Genomic DNA, 15,471 nt, shown 5'->3' with positions numbered 1-15,471 from the left:
CGCCTGACGGATGGCGCGTTCTCCGCAGGCGGTCCTCTTTATGTGCGGACAAAACAGCGTCCGCTCTCCGACGGCGGCGGCGCTGCTGCGCCATCTCGTTCCGCGCGGGATGTATGTGCAGTCGGCGGGCGTCAGCAAGGCCGAACTCGATCCGTTCGCCGTCGCCGTGATGAAGGAAATCGGCCTCGATATTTCAAACCACAAGCCGTGGACCGTCGAGGATCTGGAGGACTGGGAAGGTCTGAATTTCGATCTGATCGTGACGCTGTCCCCGGAGGCGCATCACAAGGCGCTTCAACTGACCACGACATCGGCGACCGAGGTGGAGTACTGGCCGACGCCGGACCCGGTCGGTGTCGAAGGCCGCCGTGAATTGCAACTCGACGCTTACCGGCACGTCCGGGAAAGCCTGCGGCAGCGTATCCGCGAGCGCTTTGCGCCAGCGGCCATCAAGAACGAGTAGCTAAAAATCACGCAAAATCACCTCCGGACACAGCGTGCCGCTGTTGTCGCGAGGGGTGCCTTCGGATAGTTTCCGCGCCCATTGACCCCTGACCGAAATTGACAAATCCCGCATGTTAGGCCGCCCAAAATTCGTTCTCGCCTCCGGTTCGCCGCGGCGTCTCAGCCTGCTGAATCAGGCGGGCGTCGAGCCCGATGCGCTGCGCCCCGCCGATGTCGACGAGACGCCGAAACGCGGTGAGCTGCCGCGCGCCTGCGCCAATCGTCTGGCGCGCGCCAAGGCCGATGCGGCGCTGAAGTCCGTGCAACTCGACGATGAACTGCGCGGAGCTTTCATCCTCGCCGCCGACACGGTGGTCGCGGTCGGCCGCCGCATCCTGCCGAAAGCGGAACTGGTGGACGAGGCATCGCAATGCCTGCGCCTCCTGTCCGGCCGCAATCATCGCGTCTACACCGCGATCTGCCTGGTGACGCCGAAGGAAACATTCCGTCAGCGGCTGGTGGAAACGCGGGTGCGCTTCAAGCGGCTGAGCGAGGACGACATTCAGGCCTACATCGGTTCCGGCGAATGGCGCGGCAAGGCCGGCGGCTACGCGGTGCAGGGCATCGCGGGATCGTTCGTGGTGAAGATGGTCGGTTCCTACACCAACGTCGTCGGTCTGCCGCTTTATGAAACCACCGCGCTGATGGGCGGTGAAGGCTTCCCCATTCGCTTCGGCTGGTTGAATGCCAGTTGACGGCGCCAAACGCGCGTCTGGCGCCAGACCCTGTCCGATCTGCGGCAAGCCGCCGGTCGAAGCGTCCAAGCCGTTTTGCTCGGAACGTTGCCGGGACGTCGACCTGAACCGCTGGCTCTCGGGCTCCTATGCCATTCCGGCGCGCGAGAGCGACAACGAAGACGAGCCGGAATAAGACCGTTTCAGCGCATTATGGCCCGGCCGGAAGGTCTTGAATCCGGGAGGTTTTTGAGGGTACGCCGGGCTGTGTGCCGCGGCCCTAGAAAATCCGCCGGTGGCTGGACAGGGAAGCCTAGCCTCACTATAAACCGGCGCTCTCCCCGGGCAGCGTTCGGGGCGGCGCCCAGGTAGCTCAGTTGGTAGAGCATGCGACTGAAAATCGCAGTGTCGGTGGTTCGATCCCGCCCCTGGGCACCATTCACCTCAAACCGTCAGTCATTCAGTTTGATCTGAGCTGCTGAGTCGGCTGCGATAGCTGGTCTATTCGCGGTCCCGCGCGGCAAGCAGGCGTTTGATGTGATCGAGAACCAGGCGGTGATCGTAGGGCTTGGATAGCGCCGGACCATCCTGGCAAAGATCGCCTGCTTTCTCGGCGGCCGTCGCCATGGTGCCGGCAAGGATGACGTGAGTTCCCGGATAGTTCTGCCGGATCCAGGTCGCGAGCGAGAACCGCGCTTCGCCCGAGGCGTTCACATCGGCCAGAACCGCACCGACCTGCGCAACGCCCTTCGCAAGAAACTCCCGCGCTTCGGCGTCGTTGGTCGCCTCAATCACCCGGTAACCGCATTCGCGAAGATACTCCGCCAACGGCTGACGAATAAGCACGTCGGATTCGACGATCATGACGCATTGCTTGTCGGTCGTGGTCATCGGTTCCGTTTCAGGGTTTCAGCGATCACTGACATCACTGCGGCAGAACGGTAGGGCTTGCGGATAAAAGGAGCCAGTTCGTCCACGCGCTCCGCCGGGATATTGCCGGACGTGAGAATGAGCAGGATTGCTGGATACTCGTCGCGAAGCCGGCGGGCGAGGTCGATGCCGTTCATCTCGCCGGGCATCTGGATATCGGAGAATACGAGGTCCGCCCGGCCGCCTGATGCGAGATAGGTCCACGCTTCGGTGGCATTGGCGGCCTCGATCACCGTCATGCCGGCGGCGCGAAGTTCGTCGGCGATTGAAAACCGGACAAGAAATTCATCTTCGACCACCAGCACGAAGGTCGCACGGTCTTGCGGTGCCGCAGCCAAGTCAGGAGAGTTCATTCCAGTTTACCCCGGAGCCGCGTGTCCAACGCAGACCGTGACGTCTTCGTTCCCAAAAACCGGTGATTTTCATGAATTAGCGTAGCTACTTGCCCTTGGGCGGCTGCAACTCTTTGGCCCGCAGAAGGGCGCCTATGTCGGATGACCGGATAGGATCATCGCCATCGCAATCGATGCACTTGTATTTCCGGCCGGACGAATTCCTGTCGAGCATCAGCCTCATCGGCTTATGACAGTGCGGACAGGCAGGCGGCGGCTGACCCTGGGGCATGGAAAATTGTAGGCCCCGCGCGGGATTTTCGTCAATTCCGTTTTTGCTGCATGTGACTTGACGCCTTCATCGTTGCGCACATGATCGTGCCTTGAGACAATCGGCTGTTCGGGGACAATGCCCCGGGTAGACGGGAAGCCCGATGTATCGATTGCGCCTGTTCATCGCGTTCGTCATGGCTTTGTCGGGCATCGTCCTGTTGCCCGTTTCCGGCATGGCGCAGGACAGGCTGCCGCCGAGCGAATGCTTTGCCATCGCGCAGTCGTTGCCGCGCGTCATGTTCGCCAGCCTGTCACGGATGGCGGCGGCGACAAGCGAGGTGACGATCACCTATGCCGGTCATTCGACCTACATCATCGAAACGCCGGGCAATGTGGCCATCGCGACTGATTTCAGCGGCGCCTACACCGCCGGAAAATCGCCGAACGTCGTGACCATGAACCGGGCGCACTCCACGCACTACACGCTCAATCCGGATCCGCGCATCGCCCATGTGCTGCGCGGCTGGGGTGAGGATGGCAAGCCGGCGCACCATGCGCTCACCATTGGCGATGTGCTGATCCGGAACGTGACCACCGACATCCGCGCCTACCGTTTCGATTCCGAGGCTTTGCAAAAAGACGGCAACTCGATTTTCATTTTCGAGGTCGCCGGTCTTTGCATCGGTCACCTCGGCCATCTGCATCACCCGCTGGACGAGACACGCTACGCCGCGATCGGCCGTCTCGACATCGTGATGGTGCCGATCGACGGCACATATACGCTGTCGCTCGACGGCATGTCGGAGATCACGCGGCGGCTGCGCTCCTCGGTCGTGCTGCCGATGCACCGCTTCGCGACGCCGTTGAGCGATTTCATCGGGCGGATGAATGGACAGTTCGAGATGGACATTCGGCCCGAGCGGTCGCTCACCATTTCGCGCGACACGCTGCCGAAGAAGCCGACAGTCATTATTCTGGATGGCGTGTAGAGCGGAGGCGTCCTGTTCGGTGACCGATGCAGGACGCCCTGTCGAACTCAGGTCTTATCGTCGGTAGGGGCGCCGGGCGCGGTTGTTTTCACAGATGCGATCCCGCCATCTCTCGCAGTTTCCGATGAGTAGGTCTCGCTCGTTCCGATCACCTGACCGTTCGAGGCCTTGAGATTGAACATTGGGCTGCCGTTTTTGGCGTTCTTCTTTTCATAGCGCTCGTCTTTCGGCGCGTTTTCCTTGACCGACGAAATACCATTCTCGGCAGAAGCCTTGGCTTCATAATGCTCGCTTGTCAGGATTGTCTCGCCGTTTCCCGCTTTCAGAACAAAATGAAATTTTCCGCTCGCGCCTTTGCTCAGTACAAATTTCCCAGCCATCGCTTTGCTTCTCCCTGTGATGCGCGACCAGACTATTGCAGGTACGTCTCTCGCTACAAGGGTTCTTCTATGAGAGGCTTTGCGTGCAAGAGCGGCTGCATCAGAACGCCGCCGCCAGATCCTTGGCGCCTTGCAAGCCGATCTGGTTGTCCATCCGGGCGTTGGTCGCCGCCAGCAGTTTGGCCACGACGTTGTTGCGGATCGCCACCGGGTTGCGCTCATAGCCGTTGCGCTGGAAGAAATTCGATGTCGGTACGACGGTGCGCATCGCCTGCGGCATCGACACCATGTCGAAGCCGTTGCCGTCGCCGGTGAGGTTCATCATCTCAAGCTCCGCGGCGCTGAGCGATGTCATGTAGCCTTTGCGTTTGGCGAAGTTCACCGAGTCCATCAGCTTCAGTGTTTGCAGCAGCGGCCCGACATCGAGATCGAGATTGAGCGCGTGAACCGCGATACCGCGCGGCGTGACGCCGAGCTTTTCGTGCGCGCTCCATTGGTTCGGGACGGTCTTGCAGAGCGCGACCATGTGCTGGACGACTGTGATCTTGCGCTCCAGTTCGGCCTTTTGCGGCCCGGTTGCCTGATTAGCCTTGTCCCGCAGCGCCTTCAGGATGAGGCCGCCGTGTTCGGTCAGGATGCCGATGGTGTTGGTGGTGAGAAGCTGGTTGTAGCCGAGAGCAGTTGAGATCGCGCGGCCACCCGAACCTTCCAGCCCGGCCTGCACGTCATATTTGCCGTTGCCGCCGGACTCGAAGCTGTAAATGCGGACCGCCTGATCCCTGGTCAGGCCGAAGCTCGACGCTACCTTCGCATAGGCGCGCTTGAATTCGATTTCGGTCGCGGGCTTGCGCGGTGCGAACTGGAAATGCTCCCGGGCGTTGCTGAGAAAATCCGCAACCACGGGCAGCGGCTTGCGCGCCGTCGGCGGCTTTTCGGCCGGCGATGGATCGACCGGCTTCGGCGGTCCGCTGTAAACCGGCGGCTGGGTCAGGACATAGTCTGCGGCGACGATGGCTTCGCCGTTGCGCCGCTTGGCGTTGCGTGCGCGCCGCTTGTCGCCGATCGCGTTCCAATAGGCTGAGGCTTCCTCATCGAACTGCTGGCGGGCGTCGGTGTAGTCCGCCAGTTTCCGGCGATACTCCGCCATCTGCTGCGGCGTCTGCGCGAGCGTGACGGACGGCAGCATCGCCGCCATCGTGGCGGCCGCGATGCACGAAGCTGCAATCGTCCATCGAATTCCCTTCACATGAACACCGCCACGTTCTGCCGGCTGACCAGCACCGGCTGACGATCCGCATTCCACAATGTGGTCGCCTGGCTCGAATAACCGCCGATGACGCTTTCGGCTTTTGTTTCCAGAAGCCACCAGCCGTCCCTTGTCTCAAGCCTGTCGGTCAGAAGATCGATCGACCAGGTCATCGTGCTGATCGGCCCCGAAGATTTCACCAGCACAAGAGCGGCGGGCGGCGGCGCATCGGTCAGGGCGACGAGGGCCGCCATGGAGGCGGGCTTGGCCGCGTCGCGATGGCGTAGCCATATCGAAAACCCCGGATGCTTGCCTTGGCTGAACGGAACATTGCCGCCGGCGAACCGTCCTTCGAAATGCTGGATGAAGTTCAGGCCGGGGATCGGGCGGAAGAACGACGGACAATCGGCCGGCTCGGTTACGGGCGGCGCGGCCAGACTGCCGAATGCGACCGACGATTCGCGGGCCGCGCCGTAGCAGAGGGTCGCCCGTGTCGCGAGCCCGGCTTCGCCGAAAAGCTCGACGCCCACGAACACTGTCGACTTGCCCCTGCGCAGGACCGTCGGGCGGACCGTCACGGTTCCCGCCGCCGGTCCGACAAAGGAAAACTGCGCGGAACGCAGCGGCGGCAGATCGCCGAACTGCTGCGACACGCTTTCAAGGCAGAAGGCGGCGGAGAGACCGCCATAGATGGTGCGGCCCTGAAGCCAGTCTTCGGTCGCCGTGACCGAACTGGTGTCGCCGTCGGTCGTCATGCCCGCCATCAGCGCGGTGAAATCGATCATCGTATTGGACCCGTTTCTGAAATTGCCTTCCGATGTATAGCCGCACGTCGCGCCGGGGTCGCGGTCATGGCTGATATGATCGCAGAGTCGCGTGGCCGCGTGGTTCCGCATCGCGGCGGACTCACCGCGGACTCAATCGGTCAATAAAGCTGACCGAATCAAGTTATCAACAGGCGTTTGGTGCTCTCTTTGGAATCGTTCTCGCATCACGCCGCGAGATGGTTTCAAATATGAAGCTTGCGTGACTGTAGCGTGCGCGTGCGGGGCGACGATCATGAATCAGTTTGTTTCGCCGAAAGGCATTGTTTCGAGTGAGTTGTCGAAGCTGTTCGGCGATGTGCCGAAACCGGATCGCGCCCAGTGGGAGAAAACTCTCAAGGCGCTGAAGCCTTGGCTGAGCCCGGAAAAATTCGCGGAGACCGAAGCCATCCACTGGCGCATGTTCGATCGCGCGAACCGCTGGCACGAGGACAGCACGCCGCCGTCGGACGACTGATAATTTTGGGTTCCATTCGTCATTGCGAGGAGCATTTGCGACCAAGCAATCCAGTATTTTCTTCCAAAGGTTGGATTGCTTCGCTTCGCTCGCAATGACGATGTTGATGCCCGATCAAACGCCGCTGCCGGTCGATGCTGCAATCGACACGTCGTCCGATTTGGCGCGGTCGGGAGTCTCGTCTTTCCACCGCACCGACCCCAGCGGCCGTTCCAGCAGGCGATGAATCTTGATCGGCTCCGGGCCTAAGTGAAATCCGATGGCCTTCAGGTGCAGTTCGCGCTCGGATTGCGTCGAGCGGTTGCGTTGGCGCAGATAATCGAGCCAGGTCGGACAGTGATAACGTTCGATCCAGAGTTCAGGGTCTGCGATGTCGCGCGCGATCGACCAGCCGTAGGCGCCGTTGCGCTGTCGCGTCGCCTGCACCTGCAGCATGACGGTGTAGAACGCCCGTGCCTTTTCCTGACTCACGCGATATTCGACCTCGACGACGATCGGCCCGCTGCGCGACGAGATCAGAAGGTTCACTTCCGGTTCGGCAAGCGCATCGACCGGATCGGTATTGGCGCCGTCGGTCGAGGGCATCCGCAGCCAGATCGCCAGCACCGGCGAGACGAACATCACCGCGCCCGCCACCAGCAGCGCGTGATTCACGCCGATAATGTTGGCGAGGTATCCCCACAGCCAGCTTCCGATTGCCACGCCGCCGGCAATCGCCGCCTGATAGGCGGCCAGCGCGCGGCCCGCTACCCAGCGCGGTGTTGCGAGCTGAACGCCGATATTGAACAGCGTGACCGCGATCATCCACGACACGCCGGCGACGACCAGCGCCGCGCCGGTCAGCACCGGCCAGCGGCTGAGCGCCAGCACGCCGATGGCGACACCCATCGCCAGCGCGCACAGCCGGACCGCAGCCTCGCCGGAGAGACGGGCGCGGATGCTTGAAATATTGACGGCCCCGAGCACGCCGCCCATGCCGAAGCATCCCAGCATGATGCCGTAGGTCTGCGCGCTGCCGTGAAGGATGTCGCGCGCCACCAAAGGCAGCAGCGCCAGCACCGAGCCGCCCGCGATGCCGGTGATCAGCGTGCGATACAGCACGATGCGGATCGATGGCGAGTGAATGATGTAGCGCACGCCGGAGACGACGGCCCGGCGCAGCCGTTCGGGCGGAAGCCGCGACGGCTCGAGCGTGCGCCGCCAGAGATACAGCACGATGAGAAGAGGAACGTACAACAGCACGTTGGAGACAAAGGCCGCGACGGCGCCGGCAGCCGCCACGATGACGCCGCCCAGCGCCGGGCCGAAACTGCGCGCAATGTTGTAGCTGATGCCGTTCAGCGCGACCGCTGCGGGCAACGTATCGGCGGGGACCTGCTCGCTGACGGACGCCTGCCACGCCGGTCCGAACAGCGCCATGCCGCTGCCGATCATGAAGCAGAACAGCAGCAGACTGTTGGGTGTAATGGCATCGAGATGGGCGAGAACGGCGAGCGTCACCGCGCCGACGAGGCCGAGCGTCAGTGCAGCGAGGCCGACGATGCGCCGGTCGTACATGTCGGCGATGGCGCCTGCGGCGAGCGACAGCAGCATGATCGGCAGCATCAGCGCGGTCTGCACCAGCGCCACCATGTCGGCGGACGATGTCATCTGCGTCATCGCCCATGCCGCGCCGACGCCGTTGATCATCAGGCCGAGATTGGACAGCAGGCTCGCCAGCCAGATCCGCCGGAACACCGCATGACGCAATGGCGCGGCGAAGCCGTTCGCCGCAAGCAGGGACGGTTTGGCGGATTTGTCGGTGGTCGCGGTCAAAACGGGAATCCCTGGAATCGCTGCACTGGAAACGGAGCTGGCTGAAACGCAGTATGAAGCTGGAATGTGTTACAATCGGAGCAGGTTGAAAAGAGACTTGCTACCAGCGCCATTGTCCGTCGTCTCCCCAGCGGGACCGGTAGCCGACAAGGCGCATCCAGCGCGTCACGATCTGGTCGAATCCCGTCACGTAGCCGCAGGCTGTGTCGCGTGTCCATTTCGTGTCGGCCTTGACGTCGGCGATGGTTTTCTCGGCCGCATATGTGAAGAGCTGAAGCGGCTTCGACGGGTCGTTGACCTCGGTGCGGTTGGCGATCAGTTCGCGGTCCAGCTTGTTGAACACCACGCAGGGGATGCTCGCGTAAGTCAGCCGCAGTTCATCGGTCACCACGCGCGCATCGTCGGGCGGCGGCTCGATCCGGTAGGACAGAAGGAAAGCGGTTGCGGCGAGCGCCGCCGCGAGACCGGCGCCGGTCAAGATCAGCCAGACCTGACGCGGCTGCTTTTCCTGGCGCGGCTGTGTCGCGGATGTTCTTGGGTTCTGTCCGGCATCCTTGGTTCGTATCGGGCGCGGCATGAACTCGACAATGGCAGGATCGGTGAAATGTTCCCCGCCGCCGCAGCGGACCACAATCCGCCACGGCGTCGGGGATGGTCTGGTTATTCAGGCTTGAGCTTGGCGAACTCCGCGACCTTGCCCCACTTCTCGGTCTCCGCGATGACGAACGCCTGCATTTCCTCGGGCGTGTTGCCGATCGGCTCGCCGCCCAGTTTCCGGATACGCTCGATTCCGTCGGCCGACTTGATGTACTTGATGATGCTCGCGTTGAGCTTCATCACGATATCCTTCGGCACCTTCGCTGGAGCGGCGACGGTGAACCACGAGGCCGCGTCATAGCCCTTTACGGTCTCTGCGATCGGGGGAATGTTGGGCAGCAACGGCCAGCGCTCCGCAGTGCTGATCGCGAGTGGCCGCACCGATCCTGCTTCGGCGAACGGAAGCACCGCCGGCAGATTGTCGATCATTAGATGGACGCGGCCCGCCACAAGATCGGTCAGCGCGGGAGCGCTGCCCTTGTAGGGAACGTGCACGATGTCGATGCCGGTCATCGATTTCAGCAGTTCGGTGGACAGATGGGCGGTGCTGCCGAGGCCGGGCGTTCCATAGAGATATTTGCCGGGGCTGGCTTTCGCGAGCGCCAGGAACTCGGCGACGGATTTCGCCGGCACTTCCGGAGTGACCGAGAACAGGTTCGGCACGCGCGCGATAATGGTGACCGGCTGGATGTCCTTGATCGGATCGTAAGGCATGTTCTTCTGAACATACTTGTTGATCGCGTGAGTGCCGGGCGTGCCCACGATGAAGGTGTAGCCATCCGGTTCGGACTTCGCGACGAAATCAGCCGCGATGTTGCCGCCGGCGCCGGTCTTGTTTTCGATGATGAACTGCTGGCCGTATTCTTCGGAGAGCTTCTGCGCGACCAGCCGGCCGAGAATGTCGGTGGTGCCGCCCGCCGAGAAGGGGACGACGAATTTGACGGGGCGGTCCGGCCATGCGGCGGCTTTCGACGTGCGCGTCAGGAAAGGCACGGCGGCGAATGCGGCTGCGCCGCCCGCAAGAACGGAGCGGCGTGTGACGCGGGCGCCTGAGGGAGGCTGCGCGGAAGCGGGTCGCTTGGACATCTTGGGTAAGTCTCCTCGTTTCGGACCGCCTGTGCGGACCTTGTTCCTGATCGCCGTTGGCCGGCTGATGGCAGGAGGGTTCTAGAGGAAGCCCGGCGCGTTGACTATTATCCTTGCGCCTCAGGATCTGCCGTCGAGAGCTGTGTCGGGCGGCGTCATCGCAATGCAACAAATCATGTCCGGACGGGACAGAACGGTCTGTACGGCCGCGGGGTTTCCATACCCATCGCCGACGACCGGACCGAATGTTCCATCTGAATTCAGGCGGGTTGACCGCGAAGGAACTCTCAATACAAAGGCTTTGTTTTGCTGTTGCTGTCTGCGCAACGGCGGAAGCAATCCGTACCGCTGACGGCGGTTGCCTGAGGTGATGCCTTGAGTCTCTGTCTTGCCGGTGTCGTGAAGTCTCTGGCGGTGACGGCGGCCATGCTGTCGGGGACGCACCCGGCCGCGACAATCGCGTGGCAGGAGAACTGGCGCGTCACGCAGCAGGCGGTAATCCAGATCGCCGAGACGACGGAGCCAGATCAGAAAAAGCCCGAGACCACGCCAGCCACCGCGCCGATGGCCAACAGCGCCATCATCGCGGAGCATGTTGCCGCCTTGATCGCCCGTGCCCGCGCCAATCATGCGAAGGGTGATTTCGACCGCGCCCGCGAGGATGGCGACGAGATCATTCGCCTCGATCCGCGGAATATCGAGGCGTTTGTGGTCCGTGGCGATGCCAACGTCGGCGCAAAGCAATACGAGAAGGCGATCGACGACTACGATGCGGCGATCCGGCTCGATCCGAGCAGCGCGAGGTTGTTTTCGTTGCGTGCGTCGGCATTCGCGTCAAGGCAGGAGCCGCGTCTTGCCGTGCGCGACTACACGGAAGCGATTCGTTTGAATCCCAAGGATGTAAAGTTATTCACGGCGCGCGCCGCAGTCTTCAAGAAAACCCGGCGCTACGATCTTGCCATCGACGACCAGAGCGAAGCCATTCGTCTCGATCCCGCCTCGGCCGAGCTTTACGATAGCCGCGGAGAGACTTATGCGCGCAACAATGCTTATGAGAAGGCGATTGAAGACTACAGCAATGCCATTCGCCTGAAGCCGCTGGCGAAGTTCTACCTGAACCGCGGCACCGCCTATCAGCTCAAGGATGATCTGGATTCCGCCCTGGCCGATTTCAGCAAGGCCATCGAGCTCAACAGTAAGCTAGCGCTTGCCTACAACAATCGCGGCACGGTGTTGCGGGCGAAGGGCAATCGCCCGCGCGCACTCGCGGACTTCACGACGGCCGCCCGGCTCGATCCGGACCTGGAGATCGCGGTCACGCATCGCAAGGACCTTGCACGCGAGATCGAACGCATGGGCGCGCAGATGCCGCTGAAGGAGAAGGCCAAATAAAGAATTGAAAATCGATTTTTGTATTATGATTGAGAAATACGCTCCGGGAGACCATCAAGAATGACCACCATTTCCACCAGCCGCTATGCGGAAGTCCACGCGCGTTCGATGCGCGATCCCGAAGGATTCTGGGCCGAAGCGGCGCGCGAGATCGACTGGATCGAGCCGGCGAAGAAAATCTTCGATCCGTCGCAGGGTCTTTACGGCCACTGGTTCGCAGGCGCGGTGGTCAACACCTGCTACAATGCGCTCGACCGTCATGTCGCCGGCGGCCGTGCGGATCAGGTCGCGCTGATTCATGACTCGCCGCTGTCCAACACGATCACGAAATTCACCTATGCGGAATTGCTGCACGAGGTGCAGACCCTGGCTGCGGTGATGCAGGATTTCGGCGTGGTGAAGGGCGACCGCGTCATTCTTTACATGCCGATGGTGCCGCAGGCGATGGTGGCGATGCTGGCCTGCGCACGCATTGGCGCGATTCATTCGGTGGTGTTCGGCGGCTTCGCGGCGAAAGAACTCGCCACCCGCATCGAAGATGCCGAGCCGAAGCTCATTCTCTCCGCAAGCTGCGGCCTCGAGCCCGGCCGCATCGTGCAGTACAAGCCGCTGCTCGATGAAGCGATCAACCTGTCAAGCGTGAAGCCGCAGGCCTGCATCATCCTGCAGCGCCCGCAGCAGACCTGCGATCTGGTCAGCGGCCGCGATCACGACTGGAACGAGCTGCGCGACGCCGCGATCAAGGCGAAGAAATCCGCGCCCTGCGTGCCGGTGCTGGCGACCGACCCGCTCTACATCCTCTACACCTCCGGGACGACTGGAAAGCCCAAGGGCGTGGTGCGCGACAACGGCGGACATCTGGTCGCGCTGAAATGGTCGATGTTCAATCTCTACGGCGTCAAGCCGGGCGAGGTATGGTGGTGCGGCTCCGACATCGGCTGGGTGGTCGGCCACAGCTACATCATCTATGGCCCGTTGTTTCATGGCGCGACCTCGATCATGTACGAGGGCAAGCCGATCGGCACGCCGGACGCCGGCGCGTTCTGGCGCGTGATCTCGCAGCACAAGGCGGTGGCGTTCTTCACCGCGCCGACGGCGTTTCGCGCCATCAAGAAGGAAGATCCGAACGGCGACTTCATCCGCAAATACGATCTGTCGAAATTTCGCACGCTGTTTCTCGCGGGCGAGCGCGCCGATCCGCCGACAGTGGAGTGGGCCGAACAGCAATTGAAGGTGCCGGTGGTGGATCACTGGTGGCAGACTGAAACCGGCTGGTGCATCGCCGGCAATCCGGTCGGCCTCGGGATGCTGCCGGTCAAGCATGGCTCGCCGACGGTGCCGATGCCGGGCTACCAGGTGGACGTGGTGGATGAAGCGGCGAAGCCGCTTCCTGCGGGCACCATGGGCTCTATCGTCATCAAGCTGCCGTTGCCGCCCGCGAACCTGCCGACGTTGTGGAAGCAGGACGAGCGCTGCAAGGAGGCCTACTTCAACGAATTTCCCGGCTACTACAAAACCTCCGATGCCGGCTACAAGGACGAGGACGGCTATGTCTTCGTCATGGGCCGCACCGACGACATCATCAATGTCGCGGGGCATCGGCTCTCCACCGGCGGCATGGAAGAGGTGCTGGCCTCGCATCCGGATGTCGCCGAATGCGCGGTGCTCGGCATCAAGGACGCGGTGAAGGGCGAGGTGCCGTGCGGCTTCCTCGTGCTGAAAGCGCGCGTGACGCGGCCGGTGGCGGAGATCGAAAAGGAAATCGTCGCGCTGGTGCGCGAAAAGATCGGTCCCGTCGCGGCGTTCAAGCTCGCGATCACGGTGGCGCGGCTGCCGAAGACGCGCTCCGGCAAGATCCTGCGCGGCACCATCAAGAAGATCGCCGACCATGAGCCGTGGACCATGCCCGCGACCATCGAGGATCCCGCGGTGCTGGACGAAATCAAGACGGCCCTCAGCGGCCGAACCTAGGAGAAAGACAATGAACGAAGACGTATTCAACACCAGCGTGCGAAAGTTCCTCAAGCAGGTCGGCGTCACCTCGCAGCGCGAGATCGAAAAGGCCGTGCGCGAGGCGATTGCCGGCGGCCGCCTGAAGGGCAGCGAAAAGCTGCCGGCCAAAATGGTGCTGACGGTCGGTGGCGTCGCTCTCTCATTTACGGTCGATGGCGAACTCGAGCTTGCATAGGCTCAAGACGCTGTTTTACCGGAATTTGGACGTTTGCGAGGGCGCCTCAGAGCGCGAGGCAATCACAATCGTCATCACCGGGCATAGCCGTTCGAAGGACGGCGTCGCTTCGCTCGACCGGTGATCCACGCCTTGCTTTCGCCCGTTGTGGCGGTCAAAGACGTGGATGGCCGGGTCAAGCCCGGCCATGACGAAATCTTAGAGTCTTTTCGTGGTCACCTGATGCAGACAACATTCCGTATGATGCTCGCTTTCGCCACCGTCGCCCTGCTGCTGACGGGGTGCGCCCAGTTCGAGCGGAAACAGCCGATCGCCGCCGATGACGGTGACGCCTATTGCCGCGCCAACGCTGCCGCCGGGCCCGGTTCGCCGGCGTTTGCCGCCTGCCTGAAGGACCGCCAGGCCGCCAACACCCAGTCCAGCGAAACACGGATCGAGCGCGCCCACCGCAATCTGGCGGAAGACATGCTCAACAATAGGCGCTAATGCTGCCTGGTAATCCGGTTCTGACATTCTTGTCCGGACACGAGTTCGGCGGCCGATGCCGCGCATCACGAAGGACATGTTATGGCGGTCAGGGACAGCAACGGCAACGAGTTGAAAGAAGGCGACACCGTCGTCGTCATCAAGGATCTGAAAGTGAAGGGTGCGTCCAGCGGCCTCAAGCGCGGCACGGTGGTGAAGAACATTCATCTCACCGATAACGAGGACGAGATCGAAGGCCGCACCGACAAGATCAAGGGTCTGGTGCTGCGCACGGAATTTCTCAAGAAGGCATGAGCGTCGCGGTCGGCCGTTGTGAACGCCGCGATTTGAAAGCTCTGCGATTCGGAAGCCTGGTGACATGATGTTTGCGTTGAAACGAAAATATATCGTCCTTGCCGTCGCGGCGCTGGCCGTGACGGTGCTGGCGTTCGAGCCTGCGCGCACCGCGCCGGCGCAGGAGCAGGCTGCCGTCTCCGATGTGTTGAGCAAGGATGCCGTGCTGCGCGACCCCGAGATTCCCGCTCTCGGAAATCCGCAGGGCGACATTACGATTGTCGAATACTTCGATTACCAGTGTCCTTACTGCAAGAAGATCTCGCCGGTGGTCGATCAGGTGGTGCGTGAGGACGGCAAGGTGCGGCGGGTGCTGAAGGATTGGCCGATCCTCGGCGATCCATCGGGTTATGCCGCGCGGCTGGTGCTGGCCACGAAGTATCAGAACAAGTATGAGGCCGCGCACCGCGCTCTGATGGCCAAGGTCGGCCGCCTGACCGAAGCGGTGATCGACGACACGCTGACACAGGCGGGTGTCGATGTCGCCAAGGCCAAGGCGGATCTCGCGGCCAACAAAGGCAAGATCGATGCGGTGCTCAAGCGCAACAATGCGCAGGCGGAAGAGTTCGGCTTTCGCGGCACGCCGGCGTTTGTGGTCGGCACCTTCCGCGTCCCCGGCGGCCTGACCGCGGAGCAGTTCAAGCTGGCGATTGCGGATGCAAGGAAGGCAGCGAAGAACGGCGGGGCGAAAAGGAAGTAGAATTGGTGTTCCTACGGGATCAACTTTCGCTTGTAGGTGAGTAAAATTGCCACCACAATTCTCGTAGCGGGGGCGCTACGAGATGGGATTTCGATTTCGTCGATCACTCAAGATACTGCCGGGCGTTCGTCTGAACTTGAGCGGCAGCGGGGCATCGGTGTCCCTTGGCCCTCGTGGATTTCATTACACTATTGGATCGAAGGGTACGCGAATAACCACCGGTATTCCCGGCACAGGTCTCTCGTGGTCTCAGTATACGCCTCAT

General features: G+C 62.1%; 19 protein-coding genes, 1 tRNA gene and 1 pseudogene. 13 read left to right on the top strand and 8 right to left on the bottom strand.

The genetic code is table 11. The features are described 5' to 3' along the window. Window positions 1-10 precede the first annotated feature (10 nt). The 4 genes from AC07UB_RS21535 to AC07UB_RS21520 all read left to right on the top strand — a co-directional run bounded on the left by AC07UB_RS21535 (window position 11) and on the right by AC07UB_RS21520 (window position 1,616). A complete protein-coding gene (locus tag AC07UB_RS21535; RefSeq protein ID WP_492791765.1) occupies window positions 11-463 on the top strand; it encodes an arsenate-mycothiol transferase ArsC in 453 nt (150 codons plus the stop codon). Between the two features lie 112 nt (window positions 464-575). Next, window positions 576-1,199, top strand: coding sequence for a Maf-like protein (locus AC07UB_RS21530; protein ID WP_492791766.1), 624 nt, complete (start codon window positions 576-578; stop codon window positions 1,197-1,199). After that, window positions 1,189-1,374 carry a DNA gyrase inhibitor YacG gene (yacG, locus tag AC07UB_RS21525; protein ID WP_492791767.1) on the top strand — a complete coding sequence of 62 codons (186 nt, stop codon included), beginning with the start codon at window positions 1,189-1,191 and terminating at the stop codon, window positions 1,372-1,374. The genes AC07UB_RS21530 and yacG overlap by 11 nt, the downstream gene beginning before the upstream one ends. A gap of 166 nt (window positions 1,375-1,540) precedes the next feature. Beyond that, a tRNA-Phe gene (locus AC07UB_RS21520) sits at window positions 1,541-1,616 on the top strand. Between the two features lie 63 nt (window positions 1,617-1,679). On the opposite strand, the gene AC07UB_RS21515 is transcribed toward AC07UB_RS21520, so the two are convergent. Together AC07UB_RS21515 and AC07UB_RS21510 are read right to left on the bottom strand one after the other, a co-directional pair. Beyond that, window positions 1,680-2,069, bottom strand: coding sequence for a response regulator (locus AC07UB_RS21515; RefSeq protein ID WP_492791768.1), 390 nt, complete (start codon window positions 2,067-2,069; stop codon window positions 1,680-1,682). Beyond that, entirely contained in the window at window positions 2,066-2,461 is a 396-nt protein-coding gene (locus tag AC07UB_RS21510) for a response regulator (protein ID WP_492791769.1), read from the bottom strand. The genes AC07UB_RS21515 and AC07UB_RS21510 overlap by 4 nt, the downstream gene beginning before the upstream one ends. Window positions 2,462-2,874: 413 nt before the next feature. On the opposite strand from AC07UB_RS21510, the gene AC07UB_RS21505 reads away from it, so the two are divergent. After that, the gene (locus AC07UB_RS21505; protein ID WP_494653673.1) at window positions 2,875-3,702 is read left to right on the top strand and encodes an MBL fold metallo-hydrolase; all 828 of its coding nucleotides are present in this window, start codon (window positions 2,875-2,877) and stop codon (window positions 3,700-3,702) included. Window positions 3,703-3,749: 47 nt separating this feature from the next. Here the strand turns inward: AC07UB_RS21505 and AC07UB_RS21500 are convergent, their stop codons facing one another. The 3 genes from AC07UB_RS21500 to AC07UB_RS21490 all read right to left on the bottom strand — a co-directional run bounded on the left by AC07UB_RS21500 (window position 3,750) and on the right by AC07UB_RS21490 (window position 6,113). Then, window positions 3,750-4,082: a YegP family protein gene (locus tag AC07UB_RS21500; protein ID WP_492791771.1), complete on the bottom strand. Its 333-nt coding sequence runs from the start codon at window positions 4,080-4,082 to the stop codon at window positions 3,750-3,752. 100 nt (window positions 4,083-4,182) lie between these two features. Then, window positions 4,183-5,277, bottom strand: a complete 1,095-nt coding sequence (locus tag AC07UB_RS21495; RefSeq protein WP_492792764.1) for a hypothetical protein — start codon at window positions 5,275-5,277, stop codon at window positions 4,183-4,185. A 47-nt stretch (window positions 5,278-5,324) separates the two neighbouring features. Next, window positions 5,325-6,113, bottom strand: a complete 789-nt coding sequence (locus tag AC07UB_RS21490) for a thioesterase family protein (protein ID WP_492791772.1) — start codon at window positions 6,111-6,113, stop codon at window positions 5,325-5,327. Window positions 6,114-6,387: 274 nt separating this feature from the next. On the opposite strand from AC07UB_RS21490, the gene AC07UB_RS21485 reads away from it, so the two are divergent. Then, on the top strand, window positions 6,388-6,609 hold the full coding sequence (locus AC07UB_RS21485) for a hypothetical protein (RefSeq protein ID WP_492791773.1): 222 nt from the start codon (window positions 6,388-6,390) through the stop codon (window positions 6,607-6,609). Between the two features lie 114 nt (window positions 6,610-6,723). Here the strand turns inward: AC07UB_RS21485 and AC07UB_RS21480 are convergent, their stop codons facing one another. The 3 genes from AC07UB_RS21480 to AC07UB_RS21470 all read right to left on the bottom strand — a co-directional run bounded on the left by AC07UB_RS21480 (window position 6,724) and on the right by AC07UB_RS21470 (window position 10,107). Next, the gene (locus AC07UB_RS21480; protein ID WP_492791774.1) at window positions 6,724-8,424 is read right to left on the bottom strand and encodes an MFS transporter; all 1,701 of its coding nucleotides are present in this window, start codon (window positions 8,422-8,424) and stop codon (window positions 6,724-6,726) included. A 100-nt stretch (window positions 8,425-8,524) separates the two neighbouring features. Continuing rightward, a complete protein-coding gene (locus tag AC07UB_RS21475) occupies window positions 8,525-9,001 on the bottom strand; it encodes a hypothetical protein (RefSeq protein WP_492791775.1) in 477 nt (158 codons plus the stop codon). Window positions 9,002-9,084: 83 nt separating this feature from the next. Then, window positions 9,085-10,107 (bottom strand): Bug family tripartite tricarboxylate transporter substrate binding protein, encoded by a 1,023-nt coding sequence (locus AC07UB_RS21470; RefSeq protein ID WP_492791776.1) that lies wholly within the window; start codon window positions 10,105-10,107, stop codon window positions 9,085-9,087. A gap of 375 nt (window positions 10,108-10,482) precedes the next feature. On the opposite strand from AC07UB_RS21470, the gene AC07UB_RS21465 reads away from it, so the two are divergent. From AC07UB_RS21465 to AC07UB_RS21435, 7 genes and pseudogenes are all read left to right on the top strand, one after another. Continuing rightward, a complete protein-coding gene (locus AC07UB_RS21465) occupies window positions 10,483-11,499 on the top strand; it encodes a tetratricopeptide repeat protein (RefSeq protein ID WP_492791777.1) in 1,017 nt (338 codons plus the stop codon). Window positions 11,500-11,559: 60 nt separating this feature from the next. Continuing rightward, window positions 11,560-13,470, top strand: a complete 1,911-nt coding sequence (locus AC07UB_RS21460; RefSeq protein ID WP_494653677.1) for a propionyl-CoA synthetase — start codon at window positions 11,560-11,562, stop codon at window positions 13,468-13,470. A 10-nt stretch (window positions 13,471-13,480) separates the two neighbouring features. Further along, complete coding sequence (locus tag AC07UB_RS21455; RefSeq protein WP_492791779.1) at window positions 13,481-13,687, top strand: DUF6494 family protein; 207 nt, start codon at window positions 13,481-13,483, stop codon at window positions 13,685-13,687. Between the two features lie 120 nt (window positions 13,688-13,807). Further along, entirely contained in the window at window positions 13,808-14,173 is a 366-nt protein-coding gene (locus tag AC07UB_RS21450) for a hypothetical protein (RefSeq protein ID WP_494653679.1), read from the top strand. Between the two features lie 81 nt (window positions 14,174-14,254). Then, complete coding sequence (locus AC07UB_RS21445) at window positions 14,255-14,467, top strand: alkylphosphonate utilization protein (RefSeq protein ID WP_492278954.1); 213 nt, start codon at window positions 14,255-14,257, stop codon at window positions 14,465-14,467. Window positions 14,468-14,534: 67 nt separating this feature from the next. Further along, entirely contained in the window at window positions 14,535-15,206 is a 672-nt protein-coding gene (locus tag AC07UB_RS21440) for a DsbA family protein (RefSeq protein WP_494654189.1), read from the top strand. Between the two features lie 82 nt (window positions 15,207-15,288). Further along, window positions 15,289-15,444, top strand: a pseudogene (locus tag AC07UB_RS21435) (DUF4236 domain-containing protein); the annotation flags it as partial. Between the last annotated feature and the right edge of the window lie 27 nt (window positions 15,445-15,471).

The organism is Afipia sp. GW821-FHT04G03, assembly GCF_059419985.1.
This window is presented reverse-complemented; position numbering and strand designations above follow the sequence as displayed.

Bases quoted from the DNA above. Each gene is read 5' to 3' on its own strand.
- AC07UB_RS21535 (WP_492791765.1), top strand. From the start codon at position 11: ATGGCGCGTTCTCCGCAGGCGGTCCTCTTTATGTGCGGACAAAACAGC.
- AC07UB_RS21530 (WP_492791766.1), top strand. From the start codon at position 576: ATGTTAGGCCGCCCAAAATTCGTTCTCGCCTCCGGTTCGCCGCGGCGT.
- yacG (WP_492791767.1), top strand. From the start codon at position 1,189: ATGCCAGTTGACGGCGCCAAACGCGCGTCTGGCGCCAGACCCTGTCCG.
- AC07UB_RS21515 (WP_492791768.1), bottom strand. From the start codon at position 2,069: ATGACCACGACCGACAAGCAATGCGTCATGATCGTCGAATCCGACGTG.
- AC07UB_RS21510 (WP_492791769.1), bottom strand. From the start codon at position 2,461: ATGAACTCTCCTGACTTGGCTGCGGCACCGCAAGACCGTGCGACCTTC.
- AC07UB_RS21505 (WP_494653673.1), top strand. From the start codon at position 2,875: ATGTATCGATTGCGCCTGTTCATCGCGTTCGTCATGGCTTTGTCGGGC.
- AC07UB_RS21500 (WP_492791771.1), bottom strand. From the start codon at position 4,082: ATGGCTGGGAAATTTGTACTGAGCAAAGGCGCGAGCGGAAAATTTCAT.
- AC07UB_RS21495 (WP_492792764.1), bottom strand. From the start codon at position 5,277: ATGGCGGCGATGCTGCCGTCCGTCACGCTCGCGCAGACGCCGCAGCAG.
- AC07UB_RS21490 (WP_492791772.1), bottom strand. From the start codon at position 6,113: ATGATCGATTTCACCGCGCTGATGGCGGGCATGACGACCGACGGCGAC.
- AC07UB_RS21485 (WP_492791773.1), top strand. From the start codon at position 6,388: ATGAATCAGTTTGTTTCGCCGAAAGGCATTGTTTCGAGTGAGTTGTCG.
- AC07UB_RS21475 (WP_492791775.1), bottom strand. From the start codon at position 9,001: ATGCCGCGCCCGATACGAACCAAGGATGCCGGACAGAACCCAAGAACA.
- AC07UB_RS21470 (WP_492791776.1), bottom strand. From the start codon at position 10,107: ATGTCCAAGCGACCCGCTTCCGCGCAGCCTCCCTCAGGCGCCCGCGTC.
- AC07UB_RS21460 (WP_494653677.1), top strand. From the start codon at position 11,560: ATGACCACCATTTCCACCAGCCGCTATGCGGAAGTCCACGCGCGTTCG.
- AC07UB_RS21455 (WP_492791779.1), top strand. From the start codon at position 13,481: ATGAACGAAGACGTATTCAACACCAGCGTGCGAAAGTTCCTCAAGCAG.
- AC07UB_RS21445 (WP_492278954.1), top strand. From the start codon at position 14,255: ATGGCGGTCAGGGACAGCAACGGCAACGAGTTGAAAGAAGGCGACACC.
- AC07UB_RS21440 (WP_494654189.1), top strand. From the start codon at position 14,535: ATGTTTGCGTTGAAACGAAAATATATCGTCCTTGCCGTCGCGGCGCTG.